Raw genomic sequence first — 13,347 nt, 5'->3', positions numbered from 1 at the left:
CGAAGGCATCGGATTCAAACTTCCGGCAGTTTCATGGCCAGGACCTTCTCGGTCTGGGCCTGGCGGAACGCCTGCAACTTGGCATTCAATTCCGGGTTGTCGTTGGCGAGCATGGCGACGGCGAACAGCGCCGCATTGGCGGCACCAGCCTCGCCGATGGCGAAGGTGGCGACCGGAATGCCCTTCGGCATCTGGACGATGGAATGCAGCGAATCGACGCCGGACAGCGCCTTCGACTGGACTGGTACGCCGAGTACCGGAATGGTGGTCTTGGCGGCCAGCATGCCCGGTAGGTGGGCGGCGCCGCCGGCCCCGGCGATGATCGCCTTGAGGCCGCGCTCACCAGCCATGGCCGCGTAGTCGAACAACAGGTCGGGGGTCCGGTGGGCGGAAACGACCCGGGCTTCGAAGGGCACGCCGAAGTCCTTGAGGATGACGGCGGCGGCCTGCATGGTCGGCCAGTCGGAATCCGAACCCATGACGACGCCGATCAGCGGCAGATGATTGCTCATAGTCCGGCCTTCCGTTCGGCGGCTTCGATGGTGTTGGCGAGCAGCATGGTGATGGTCATCGGGCCGACACCGCCCGGTACCGGGGTGATCTGCCCGGCCACTTCGGCGCAGCCGGCGAAATCGACGTCGCCGCACAGCTTGCCGTCGGGCAGGCGGTTGATGCCGACGTCGATGACGACGGCGCCCGGCTTGACCATGTCGGCGGTGACGAACTTTGGCTTGCCGACGGCGGCGACCAGGATGTCGGCACGCCGGGTATGGCCGGCCAGGTCCTTGGTGCGCGAGTTGCAGACGGTGACGGTGGCGCCGGCGTTGATCAGGAGCAGCGCCATCGGCTTGCCGACAATGTTGGAACGGCCGATGACCACGGCTTCCTTGCCGCTCAGATCGACATGGCCCTTCTCGAACATCTTCATCACGCCGTAGGGCGTGCACGGAATGAAGCGCGGATTGCCCTGGGCCAGCGCGCCGATGTTCTCGGCGTGGAAGCCGTCGACGTCCTTGGCGACGGCAATCGCTTCGAGTACGGCGGCTTCATCGAAATGCTTCGGCAGCGGCAGCTGGACGAGGATGCCGTGAATCGCCGGATCGGCATTCAGCTCGGCGATCTTGGCGAGTACCGTGGCTTGATCGACGGTCGGTTCGTAGGTGATCTTCTCGGAGTGCATGCCGATGGCTAGGCAGCCATTGACCTTGTTGCGCACGTAAACCTGGGAGGCCGGGTCTTCGCCGACCAGAATGACTACCAGCCCCGGGCGGTGTCCCTTGGCCGTCAGTGCTTCCACGCGGGCCTTGAAGCTCAGGCGTAGTTCATCGGCCAGAGCCTTGCCGTCGATAATTTGTGCTGTCATCGTCGCATCCAACAGAAAAGAAAAGGGGAAAGGCGGCTGCCTTTCCCTTTGAATTGGCGCGTATTTTAACAGATTACGCGGCGACGGCTTCCGCTGTCCCGACGGCCGCCCGTCCGGCGGCGAAGGCCTGGCGGTTCAGCTCGACCAGCTTTTCGCCCTTGCGCTGGAAACGCTTGAGCACGCAGTCGAGCAGCGTCTCGGCCGGAAACGGCAGGTGGTCGGCGATGGCGCCGAGCATCACGGTGTTGCCGAGGCGGATGTCGCCAAGCTGCTGGGCAATCGAGGTGGCATCGAAGGCGACGACCTTGTTGCCGCTTTTGCGGATTTCGCCGAGCGGATCGTCCGGATAATCGAACAGGCCGAGCTCGACGACCGGCGGGACCAGGCGGGCCGTATTCATCAAAGTGATACCGCCCGGGCGCAGCATGTGCTGCCAGCGCATCGCTTCGGCCGACTCGAAACCGAGCAGCACATCGGCGGTGCCCGGCGTGATCTGCGGCGACAGGACGCGCTGGCCGAAACGCAGGTGCGAGGAAACGACGCCGCCGCGTTGGGCCATGCCGGCGACTTCGGTTTTCTTGGCATCGTGGCCCATGGCGATCGCCGCTTCGGCGAGAATTTCGGTGGCGGTCATGACGCCCTGGCCGCCGATGCCGACGACGAGAATATTGGTGTTTTCACTCATCTCAGGCTCCACATCCCTTGCTGACCAGCTTGATTGGCGAAACCGGCGCGTAATGCACGATGGCTTTCGGCGCGCAGGGCTGGACGCACAGGCCGCAGCCGGTGCACACCGAGCTTTCGATGCGCACGAAAGCGAGGTCGACTTCCTTGCCGCTCGCCTTGACTTCCTTGCCGCGGCGCGTGACGTGGATCGCCGGGCAGCCGACGTCGATGCAGTTGCCGCAACCGGTGCACCGGTCGTCGATGACCTCGAACGGTTTCAGCTTGTGGTAATCCTTGATCAGCACGCAGGGCTGGTCGGTGATGATGACCGAGACTTCCGGCACCTTGACTTCCTCGCGGATGGTCTTGAACAGAACCGGCAGCTCGTAGGGGTTGACCTTGTGGATGCGCTCTTCCTTGACGCCGAGTGCCGAGACCAGCTTGGCGAAATCGACGCGGGGCGCTTCGTCGCCATGAATGTCGCGGCCGTTGCCCGGATTGTCCTGGCCGCCGGTCATGCCGACCGCGCGGTTGTCGAGCAGCAGCACGGTGACGTTGCCCTTGTTGTAGACCATGTCGAGCAGGCCTTGCATGCCCATGTGCAGGAAGGTCGAATCGCCGATCACGGCAACCACGCGTTTGTCCTTGTCGGCTTCGCCGCGGCCCTTGTCCATGCCGAGTGCAACGCCCATCGAGGCGCCCATCGAAACGCAGGTGTCGAGGGCATTCCACGGGTGACCGGCGCCCAGCGTGTAGCAGCCGATGTCGCCAGAAATGTTCAGGTTGCGCACCTGCGACAGCGTGTAATAGACGCCGAGGTGCGGGCAGGCGACACACATCGTCGGCGGCCGCGGGAAGACCTGCAGCGGAACGACGGCTTGCGGAGCCGGCAGCGGCTCGCCGAGCAGGCGGGCAATCGCCGGTTTCAATACGTTGGGCGACAGTTCGCCCTGCAGCGGCAGGATCTCCTTGCCCAGCACCTTGAGGCCTTGGGCCTTGAGTTCGGTCACGATCAGCGGCTCGACTTCCTCGACGACGACGACCTGGTCGACCAGCGCCGCCAGTTCGCGGCATTTCTCGAACGGCACCGGGCAGGAGAAGCCGAGCTTCAGGACCGGCGCATTCGGGAAGGATTCCTTGACGTGCATGTAGGCCGGGCCGGAGGCGATGAAGCCGACGCGCCGGTCAGAGCCGTGCTCGATGAAGTTGAGCGGCGAGGTTTCGGCCAGTGCGCGCAGTTCGCCGTCGCGTTTGAACATCAGCGGGATGCGTTTGCAGGCATTGCCCGGCACCATCACGAAACGGCCCGGTTCTTTCTTGAAGCCGGCGCCTGCGTGAGCGACGCGCTCGCCGGTGGTGACCAGCGACTTGACGTGGTTGATGCGCGTCGTCATGCGCAGGATGACCGGCACCTGGAATTGTTCGGACAGTTCATAGGCCTGCAGCGTCATCGCATGGGCCTCCTGCGAATCGGCCGGCTCGAACACCGGCAGGTGGGCGAAGCGGCCCCAGTAGCGGGAGTCCTGCTCGTTCTGCGAGGAGGACAGGCCGACGTCGTCGGCAATGGCGATGACCAGGCCGCCGATCACGCCGGTCAGAGTCAGCGTCATCAGCGCGTCGGAGGCGACATTCATGCCGACATGCTTCATGCAGCAGAAGGAGCGCGAGCCGGCGTAAGCGGCGCCGATCGCCACTTCCAGCGAGACTTTTTCATTGACCGACCACTCGGCATAGAGGTCCGGGTAGGTCGAGATCACTTCCAGCATCTCGGTCGACGGGGTGCCGGGGTAGGCAGCGGCGACCTTGACGCCCGCCTCCCAGACGGCGCGGGCGACCGCTTCGTTACCGGATAAAAGAAGCCGGCTGGCCGCCGGGGCTGGCATCACAGCTGCCATGGGTGCTCCTGTCGTCAATGCGAAACCGACGATTATAGGTGGCTGCGAAACCCTCGATTTGATACAGCGCAAGTCGATTCGCTTTTCCGATTTGTCTCACTTTGCGGGAGCGAATTTGCCATATTGGGGTTATCCACAATATTGCACGATACGAAGTTTGATTTTACAATGCGGAATAACAAGTAAGGGAAATCACGGGGCGGCCGAGTCACCCAAAGCCCCTCGTAAAGAGTTAAAGTTGTTTTGCAAAACAGGCAAAACAGAATGAAGCCAACTTAGGAGACAAACCATGGCCGATCAGCCGAATGCCCTGCCTGACCCGGCGGACGTAGATCCGCAGGAGACAAAAGAATGGATGGATGCCGTTGACGGCGTCATCAACCAGGAAGGTCCGAACCGCGCCCATTACCTGATTGAAAAGGTGATCGGCCAAGCCCGTCTGCAGGGTGTGGACATCCCCTATTCGGCCAATACCGAATACATCAACACCATTCCGGTCGACCAGCAGCCCAAGTACCCGGGCAATGCCGACATGGAAATCAAGATCCACTCCTATATCCGCTGGAACGCCATGGCCATGGTCGTCCGCGCCAACAAGGACACCAACGTCGGCGGCCATATCGCCTCCTTCGCTTCGGCTGCCGCGCTGTACGACGTCGGTTTCTCGCACTTCTGGCGGAGCATCCATGACGAATCCGGCGGCGACCTGATCTTCTTCCAGGGCCACTCGGTACCCGGCGTCTATTCGCGCGCCTTCATGCTCGGTCGCCTGAGCGAAGAGCAGATGGACAACTTCCGTCAGGAAACCGACGGCAAGGGCATTTCGTCCTACCCGCATCCGTGGCTGATGCCGGATTTCTGGCAGTTCCCGACCGTCTCGATGGGCCTCGGCCCGATCCAGGCCATCTACCAGGCCCGCTTCATGAAGTACCTCGATTCGCGCGGACTGGCCAAGGCTGGTGATCGCAAGGTCTGGGCCTTCCTCGGCGATGGTGAGACCGACGAAGTCGAATCGCTCGGCGCCATCGGCATGGCCGGGCGCGAAAAGCTCGACAACCTGATTTTCGTCATCAACTGCAACCTGCAGCGCCTCGACGGTCCGGTGCGCGGCAACGGCAAGATCATCCAGGAACTCGAATCCGAGTTCCGCGGTTCCGGCTGGAATGTCATCAAGCTGATCTGGGGCACGCAGTGGGACACGCTGTTCCTGCGCGACAAGAAGGGCATCATGAAGCAGCGCATGATGGAACTGTGCGACGGCGAGTACCAGACCTTCAAGGCCAAGAACGGCGCCTACGTCCGCGAGCATTTCTTCAACACGCCGGAACTCAAGGAACTGGTCGCCGACTGGACCGATGACCAGGTCTGGTCGCTGAATCGCGGCGGCCACGACATCTTCAAGATCTTCGCCGCCTACAACGCCGCCGTCACCCACAAGGGCCAGCCGACGCTGATCCTGGCCAAGACCATCAAGGGCTTCGGCATGGGGCAGGCCGGCGAAGCGATGAACATCTCGCACCAGCAGAAGAAAATGGACATCGAGCAGGTCGGCCGCTTCCGCGACCGTTTCGACCTGCCGGTGCCGGACGACAAGCTGGCCGAACTGCCTTACCTGAAGTTTGCCGAGGACTCGCCGGAATACCAGTACATGCGCCAGCGCCGTCTCGACCTCGGCGGCTTCCTGCCGCAGCGTCGGCGCCAGGCCGAACCGCTGGCCATTCCGCCGCTCGAAACCTTTGCCGCGCTGTTGAAGGCATCCGGCGAAGGGCGCGAACTGTCGACGACGATGGCCATCGTGCGCATCATGAACATGATGTTGAAGGACAAGAACGTCGGCAAGAACGTCGTGCCCATCGTGCCGGACGAATCGCGCACTTTTGGCATGGAAGGCATGTTCCGCTCGGTCGGCATCTGGAACCAGCAAGGCCAGAACTACGTGCCGGAAGACCATGACCAGCTGATGTTCTACAAGGAATCGAAGACCGGCCAGGTGTTGCAGGAAGGGATCAACGAAGCCGGCGCGATGAGCGACTGGATCGCCGCCGCCACTTCGTACTCCGTGCATAACGTCCAGACCATCCCGTTCTACATCTGTTACTCGATGTTCGGCATGCAGCGCGTCCTCGACCTGTGCTGGGCGGCTGGCGACCAGCGCGCCCGCGGCTTCCTGATCGGCGGCACCGCCGGCCGTACGACGCTGAACGGCGAAGGCCTGCAGCACGAGGACGGCCATAGCCTGATCCTCTCTAACCTGATCCCGAACTGCGTTTCCTACGACCCGACCTTCCAGTACGAAGTCGCCGTGGTCGCCCAGGACGGCATGCGCCGGATGTTCCAGGAGCAGGAAGACGTTTTCTACTACATCACGGTGATGAACGAGAACTACGAGCACCCGGAAATGCCGGCCGGTTCGGAAGCCGACATCATCAAGGGGATGTACCTGTTCAAGAAGGGTGGCGAAGCGGCCGGCCCGCGCGTCCAGCTGCTTGGCGCCGGGACCATCTTCCGCGAAGTCATCGCCGCCGCCGACCTGCTCAAGAACGACTGGGGTGTCGAGGCCGATCTGTGGGGTTGCCCGAGCTTCAACGAACTGGCCCGCAACGGTCAGGACGTGCAGCGCTGGAACATGCTGCACCCGCTGGACGAGCCGAAGCTGTCGCACGTCGAACAAAAGCTGGCCGGGGCCAAGGGGCCGGTCATCGCCTCGACCGACTACATCAAGCTGCTGTCCGAGCAGATCCGGCCGTTCGTCAAGGCGCCGTATGTCACGCTCGGCACCGACGGTTTCGGCCGTTCCGACACCCGCGAGAAACTGCGCAACTTCTTCGAGGTCGACCGTCACTGGGTCACGCTGGCTGCCCTCAAGGCGCTGGCCGACAGCGGCGAAATCAAGCGCGAAGTGGTTGCTGCCGCTCTGGTCAAGTACAACCTTGACCCGAACAAGCCCAACCCGATGTCGGTTTAATCAGGGAGAGACAACATGAGCCAAATCATTGAAGTCACAGTCCCCGATATCGGCGATTTCGAAAGCGTTCCGGTCATCGAACTGTTTGTGAAGGTCGGCGACACGATCAAGGTCGACGACGCCATCGTCACGCTCGAATCCGACAAGGCGACGATGGACGTGCCGTCCACCGTTGAAGGCGTGGTCAAGGAAGTGCTGGTCCAGCTCGGCTCCAAGGTTGGCGAGGGCGCCTTGCTGATCAAGGTTGAAACGGGTGGCGCCGCTGCGGCAGCCCCCGCCCAGGCCGCGCCAGCCGCTGCGCCAGTGACGGCCCCGGCCCCTGCTGCAGCACCGGTTGCCGCTGCCCCCGCCGCGGCGGGCGGCGTGGTTGAGGTCAAGGTGCCGGATATCGGCGATTTCGCCGAAGTCCCGGTCATCGAGCTGTACGTCAAGGTCGGCGACAGCATCAAGGTTGACGATGCCATTGCCACGCTGGAATCCGACAAGGCGACGATGGATGTGCCGTCTACCGTCGCTGGTACGGTCAAGGAAGTGCTGGTCCAGGTCGGGTCCAAGGTCGGCGAAGGTTCGGTGCTGATCAAGGTCGAAACCGGCGCTGCCGCTTCCGTTGCCCAAGTGGCGGCTCCGGCCCCCGCTGCGGCGGCTGCGGTTTCTGCTCCGGTCGCCTCGACCGTTGCGGCCGCTCCCGTTGCCAGCGCTCCGGCCGCCCTGGCTCCGGCCTTGCCGCTCGGCGCCAGGGTCCATGCCTCGCCGTCGGTGCGCGCCTATGCCCGCGAACTCGGCGTCGATCTGGCCAAGGTGCCGGCCACCGGCCCGAAGAACCGCATCGTCAAGGAAGACCTGACCAAGTACGTCAAGGGCGTGATGTCCGGTGCCACGGCGGCCCCGGTCGCCGCTGGCGCCAGCCTTGGCGGCGGGCTCGACCTGCTGCCCTGGCCGAAGGTCGATTTCGCCAAGTTCGGCGAGATCGAGGTCAAGCCGCTGTCGCGCATCAAGAAAATTTCCGGCCAGAACCTGTCGCGCAACTGGGTGATGATCCCGGCCGTGACCTATCACGAAGATGCCGACATCACCGACCTCGAAGCCTTCCGCGTGCTGCTCAACAAGGAAAACGAGAAGGGTGGCGGCGCCAAGCTGACCATGCTGGCGTTCCTGATGAAGGCTTGCGTCAAGGGCCTGCAGAAATTCCCGGAATTCAATTCCTCGCTCGACGGCGACAACCTGGTGCTGAAGAAGTATTTCAACATTGGCTTCGCGGCCGATACGCCGAATGGTCTGGTCGTCCCGGTGGTGAAGAACGTGGACAAGAAGTCGGTCTTCGAGCTGGCTCAGGAATCCGGCGATCTGGCCAAGCAGGCGCGCGACGGCAAGCTCAAGCCGGCCGACATGTCCGGTGCCTGCTTCACGATTTCCAGCCTCGGCGGCATCGGCGGCACCTACTTCGCGCCGATCGTCAATGCGCCGGAAGTCGCCATCCTCGGCGTCAACAAGTCGGCGATGAAGCCGGTCTGGGACGGCAAGCAATTCGTGCCGCGCCTGACCCTGCCGCTGTCGCTGACCGCCGATCACCGCGTCATCGACGGTGCGCTGGCGACCCGCTTCAATGTCTATGTTGCCCAGCTGCTGGCCGATTTTCGCCGCGTCGCGCTGTAAGGGGAGAACACCATGAGCAATCTGGTAGAAGTGAAAGTCCCCGACATCGGCGATTTTGCCGAAGTGCCGGTCATCGACCTGTTCGTCAAGGTTGGCGACAGCATCAAGGTGGACGACGCGATCTGCACGCTGGAGTCCGACAAGGCGACGATGGATGTGCCCTCGACGGTCGACGGCGTGGTCAAGGAAGTTTTGGTCCAGCTTGGTTCCAAGGTGGCCGAAGGCGCCCTGCTGATCAAGGTCGAAACCGGTGCCGCGGCGGCGGTCCCCGCCCCGCAAGCGGCTGCTCCTGCGGCTGTTCCTGCGGCAGCGCCGGTCGTGGCTCCGGCCGCCGGCAGCCATGCCGGCGGCGCCGATCTCGAATGCGAGATGCTCGTCCTCGGTGCTGGCCCCGGCGGTTATTCCGCCGCCTTCCGGTCGGCCGATCTCGGCATGAAGACGATCATCGTCGAGCGTTACGCAACGCTCGGCGGCGTTTGCCTGAACGTCGGCTGCATTCCGTCCAAGGCCTTGCTGCACGTCGCGGCGGTGATGGAAGAGGCCCAGCACGCGGCCGATCTCGGCGTCACCTTCGGCGCGCCGCAGGTCGATATCGACAAGCTGCGCGCCCACAAGGACAAGGTCGTCGGCAAGCTGACCGGCGGTCTGGCCGGTATGGCCAAGGGCCGCAAGGTCGACATCGTGCGCGGTGTCGGCACCTTCCTCGATCCGCATCACATCGAGGTCGAGGAAACCACCGGCAGCAGCCAGGACAAGACCGGCCAAAAGAAGATCATCCGCTTCCAGAAGTGCATCATCGCCGCCGGTTCGGCGGCCGTGCATCTGCCATTCATTCCGCAGGACCCGCGCATCGTCGATTCGACCGGGGCGCTTGAACTGCGCTTCGTGCCGGAAAAGATGCTGGTGATCGGCGGCGGCATCATCGGTCTGGAAATGGCCACCGTCTATTCGACGCTGGGCGCCAAGGTCGATGTCGTCGAAATGCTCGATGCCCTGATGCAAGGCCCGGACCGCGATGCGGTCAAGGTCTGGGAAAAGCAGAACCTGCACCGCTTCGACAAGATCATGCTGAAGACCAAGACGGTCGCCGTCGATGCCAAGGACGACGGCCTGTGGGTCAAGTTCGAAGGCGAGGGCGTCTCGGCCGAGCCGGTCAAGTACGACATGATCCTGCAAGCCGCCGGCCGCTCGCCGAACGGCAAGAAGATCGGTGCCGATAAGGCGGGCGTCGCGGTGACCGATCGCGGCTTCATCAATGTCGATGCCCAGATGCGGACCAACGTGCCGCACATCTTCGCCATCGGCGACGTCGTCGGCAATCCGATGTTGGCCCACAAGGCGGTGCATGAAGCCCACGTCGCGGCGGAAGTCGCGGCCGGCCACAAGGCCGCTTTCGACGCCACGGTGATTCCCGGCGTTGCCTATACTCACCCGGAAGTGGCATGGGTCGGCTACACCGAAGATCAGGCCAAGAAGGAAGGCCGCAAGGTCGAAGCCGCCAAGTTCCCGTGGGCCGCTTCCGGCCGAGCGATCGCCAACGGTGCCGAGTACGGCTTCACCAAGCTGATTTTCGATGCCGAAACGCATCGCGTGATCGGCGGGGCGATTGTCGGCCCGAACGCCGGCGACATGATCGGCGAAGTCTGCCTGGCCATCGAAATGGGCTGCGACGCAGTCGATATCGGCAAGACCATCCACCCGCACCCGACCTTGGGTGAAACGGTCGGCATGGCGGCCGAAGTGGCGCACGGTACCTGTACCGACGTGCCGGCCCCGCGCAAGAAATAGCAAGGCGATCCGAATGCGGTGATGTGCCGCTTCAGGCCCCGACGAATCGGCCGAACCCCACGCAAGTGGCGTTCGGCCGATTTTTTTGGCGAGCCCACAATGAACAAGGGCGTAGCGGTATTGGCCGCTACGCCCTGGTGGCTGGAGCCGGGGGTTTCCGCCGCGGCAGAAATCCCGGTGGTTTGCTGCTTAGACCTTGTACTGGTCGGCGATGGCGGTGCCGCCCAGAGCCGGGTCGCTGAACGACGGCGCCCCGGTTTCCAGGTGGCCGGCCAGACGGCGGCTGTAGTCGGCCTGGCCCTTCACCCGGACCGAGAAGTCGTACCAGTAGGCGCTGTCGCTTAGCGGCAGTTCGATACGGTATTCGCCCTTGGCCGGCACCACCTGGGTGAGGTTCTTGGCGTAGTACTTGTTGGCGACCAGAACGAAGGTGCAGGGCATGCTGCCGGCGTTGCTCAGCGTGATTGCCAGTTCGCCGGTGGCCGGGTTGTAGTCAGCCCGGACTTCCGGATTGGGCTGGGCAGCGGCGGCGACCCGCTTGGCGTTGCCGGTGAAGTGGCGGTGGAAGCCGTTGGGGCCGAGAACCCACAGGTCGTAGGTGCCGGCGGCGGCCGGTACCCAGGTGCCGACCAGTTCCTTGCCCGGCTCGACGGTATAGCGCCGGGGGACGGCAGTCAGGTTGAGGCGGTCATAGACGTGGAAGACGGCAGTCGCTTCGCCGCTGTTCACGAACTCCAGCTCGACCTTGGTGGCGCCGATGGCCTGGGTGTTGGGGACGATCCGGCCATGGACGTGCAGCTCGTAAGGCAGGGCACGGGCCGGCCGGATGCCGACTTCCTGGACCGGCATGACGGCCTGGGTTGGCGGAACCGGCGTCGGCTGCTTGGCGATGGCGCGGGCCCGGGCGGCCAGGGCCGTGGTGTCCGGCAGCTTCTTGAAGAATTCGGCATCGCTTGGATCGGCGAAGTTGAAGGCCGACAGCAGGTCGCCGCAGACGGCGCGGCGCCACGGCGAAATGTTCGGCTCCTCGACGGCGAAGCGGGTTTCGATGAAGCGGAGCACCGAGGTGTGGTCGAAGACCTGGGAATTGACCCAACCGCCCTTGCTCCACGGCGAAACCACGTACATCGGAACCCGCGGGCCGAGGCCGTAGGGGCGGTGCAGCAGGGCCAGCTCGTTGGCGTTGTTATGGTAGCTGACCAGGTGCTCGTGATACTCGCCGCGGGTGTCGACGGTCGAGTCGCCGGCCAGGACGGCCTTGGCCGGGTCGGCATTCCAGGACAGGTAGGACGGGGCGGCCGGCGGCGGGACGTGGTCGAAGAAGCCGTCGTTCTCGTCGAAATTGATGAAGAGGACGGTCTTGCTCCAGACCTCGGGATTGGCCGTCAGGGCATCGAGGACCTGGGCGGTGTATTCGGCGCCCTGAGCCGGGCTGGACGGGCCGGGGTGCTCGGAGCCTTCGGCGGTGGCAACGATCCAGCTGATCTGCGGCAGCTTGTCGGCGAGGACGTCTTCCTTGAGCTTGTCCAGATCGCGGGTGCTGATGCCGCGCTCGCGTAGGGCCTGGGAGTAGCCGGGGCGTTGGAACCAGGCGTCGCGGAAGGTCTTGAAGCCGGCCAGCGGGTTGTCGGTGAAATTGTCGGCCATGTTTTCATAAACCTGCCAGCTGATCCCGGCGTCTTCCAGGCGCTCGGTATAGGTGGTCCAGCTATAGCCGCCGATCTGGCCCGGGTCGGAATCGAACCAGTCGTAATCGTTGTAGGTGGCCGGGCCGTTGCCGAGGGCCAGCGGGTCGTTGGTGCCGGTCCATTGGAACAGGCGATTGGTGTTGGTGCCGCCGTGGAAGGAGCAGTGGTAGGCATCGCACAGTGTGAAGGCATTGGCCAGGGCGAACTGGAAGGGCATGTCCGACTGCTTGAAGTGGCCGAGCGAGTGATTCTGCTTGGCCTTCGGCCAGGCGTTCATCTGGCCGTTGTTCCAGGCGTACTGGGCATCGGTCCACGAGTGGGGCGTGCCGGCCACCCGCATGGTGTCGAAGTTCTGGGTGGTGTTCAGATGGAAGGGGGCGATCGGCTTGGCGGTGACGCGGGCCGACTGGTTGGGCTGGGTCCACACATTCTTGCCGACGATGTCGGTGCTGTTGGCAACCGGGATCGGGAACGGATCGCCGAAGCCGCGGACGCCGGCCAGGGTGCCGAAATAGTGGTCGAAGGAACGATTCTCCTGCATCAGGATGACGATGTGCTCGACGTCCTGGATGGTGCCGGTGCGCCGGTTGGCTTCGATGGCCAGGGCGCGCTGGATGGAGGGCGGCAGCATGCTCAGGGCGCCGGCGGCGCCGGTGGTGGCGGCTACGTTGCGGAGGAAATTGCGACGATTGATGTCGGTCATGGGAGTGCTCTGTATTGGTTGGCGGGAAGGGCTCAGGCCTTGGCGGCGCGGCGGCGGGTGAAACCGAGCAGGCCGAGGCCGGCCAGCAGCAGCGCGTAGGTTTCGGGTTCTGGTACGGCGGCGGTGAAGGTGAAGTCGTCCATCACGAAGCCGGCGTGTTCCTTGCTGGAAACCACCACGGTATCGACCAGGCCGTTGTAGCCGCTGGTCAGGAAGGTCGGCGTGGCGCTGGGATTGAGCAGGGCCGAGGAGCCGACCAGATTGCCGCCGAGGTACAGCTTGAAGCTCACTTCGGCGCCGGACAGCCCGGCGAAATAGGCACCCTGGAAGACGGTGGGGGTGATCAGGCCGATGGTGGCGGCCACGTCGTCGCCGCCCCATTGGGTGGTGATGCGGAAATCGCCGGAGTGGGCGGCAAACGGCGCTTGCTCGCCGGAGAAGGCGGTCCATCCATCGACGACCCAGTTGAGGCCGCCGTAGTTGCTGGGCAGGAAGCCGTCGCTAGCGATGTCGTCGAAGGTCAGCACGGTGGCCGAGGCGGCGGGGGCGAGAGAGGCCAGGGCGGCGACCACGGCCAGGCTGCGAATGATTTTTTTCATGGGAATTCCTAACAAGAGGTTGGGTAG

Annotated in this window: 9 protein-coding genes; 3 read left to right on the top strand and 6 right to left on the bottom strand. The window is 63.9% G+C overall.

The window, feature by feature from the left end; genetic code table 11:
- Nucleotides 1-14: 14 nt before the first annotated feature.
- The 4 genes from purE to KI611_RS19715 form a co-directional block, all read right to left on the bottom strand.
- Nucleotides 15-512, bottom strand: coding sequence for a 5-(carboxyamino)imidazole ribonucleotide mutase (gene purE / locus KI611_RS19730; RefSeq protein ID WP_226417353.1), 498 nt, complete (start codon nucleotides 510-512; stop codon nucleotides 15-17).
- Nucleotides 509-1,363, bottom strand: coding sequence for a bifunctional methylenetetrahydrofolate dehydrogenase/methenyltetrahydrofolate cyclohydrolase FolD (folD, locus tag KI611_RS19725; RefSeq protein WP_226417352.1), 855 nt, complete (start codon nucleotides 1,361-1,363; stop codon nucleotides 509-511). Before folD ends, purE begins: the two co-directional genes overlap by 4 nt.
- A gap of 73 nt (nucleotides 1,364-1,436) precedes the next feature.
- Nucleotides 1,437-2,048, bottom strand: a complete 612-nt coding sequence (locus KI611_RS19720; RefSeq protein WP_226417351.1) for an indolepyruvate oxidoreductase subunit beta — start codon at nucleotides 2,046-2,048, stop codon at nucleotides 1,437-1,439.
- Between the two features lies 1 nt (nucleotide 2,049).
- Nucleotides 2,050-3,924, bottom strand: coding sequence for a thiamine pyrophosphate-dependent enzyme (locus KI611_RS19715; RefSeq protein WP_226417350.1), 1,875 nt, complete (start codon nucleotides 3,922-3,924; stop codon nucleotides 2,050-2,052).
- Between the two features lie 289 nt (nucleotides 3,925-4,213).
- On the opposite strand from KI611_RS19715, the gene aceE reads away from it, so the two are divergent.
- The 3 genes from aceE to lpdA are packed head-to-tail and all read left to right on the top strand — an operon-like array spanning nucleotide 4,214 to nucleotide 10,330.
- Nucleotides 4,214-6,889 (top strand): pyruvate dehydrogenase (acetyl-transferring), homodimeric type, encoded by a 2,676-nt coding sequence (gene aceE / locus KI611_RS19710; RefSeq protein WP_226417349.1) that lies wholly within the window; start codon nucleotides 4,214-4,216, stop codon nucleotides 6,887-6,889.
- A gap of 15 nt (nucleotides 6,890-6,904) precedes the next feature.
- A complete protein-coding gene (aceF, locus tag KI611_RS19705; protein WP_226417348.1) occupies nucleotides 6,905-8,542 on the top strand; it encodes a dihydrolipoyllysine-residue acetyltransferase in 1,638 nt (545 codons plus the stop codon).
- A 12-nt stretch (nucleotides 8,543-8,554) separates the two neighbouring features.
- Entirely contained in the window at nucleotides 8,555-10,330 is a 1,776-nt protein-coding gene (gene lpdA, locus KI611_RS19700; protein ID WP_226417347.1) for a dihydrolipoyl dehydrogenase, read from the top strand.
- Nucleotides 10,331-10,519: 189 nt separating this feature from the next.
- Here the strand turns inward: lpdA and KI611_RS19695 are convergent, their stop codons facing one another.
- Both KI611_RS19695 and KI611_RS19690 read right to left on the bottom strand, forming a co-directional pair.
- On the bottom strand, nucleotides 10,520-12,721 hold the full coding sequence (locus KI611_RS19695; protein WP_226417346.1) for a phosphocholine-specific phospholipase C: 2,202 nt from the start codon (nucleotides 12,719-12,721) through the stop codon (nucleotides 10,520-10,522).
- Nucleotides 12,722-12,753: 32 nt separating this feature from the next.
- On the bottom strand, nucleotides 12,754-13,320 hold the full coding sequence (locus tag KI611_RS19690; RefSeq protein ID WP_226417345.1) for a PEP-CTERM sorting domain-containing protein: 567 nt from the start codon (nucleotides 13,318-13,320) through the stop codon (nucleotides 12,754-12,756).
- Nucleotides 13,321-13,347: the final 27 nt, after the last annotated feature.

The sequence above is a fragment of the Dechloromonas denitrificans genome (assembly GCF_020510685.1).
In the GTDB taxonomy this organism is placed as follows: domain Bacteria; phylum Pseudomonadota; class Gammaproteobacteria; order Burkholderiales; family Rhodocyclaceae; genus Azonexus; species Azonexus denitrificans_A.
This window is presented reverse-complemented; position numbering and strand designations above follow the sequence as displayed.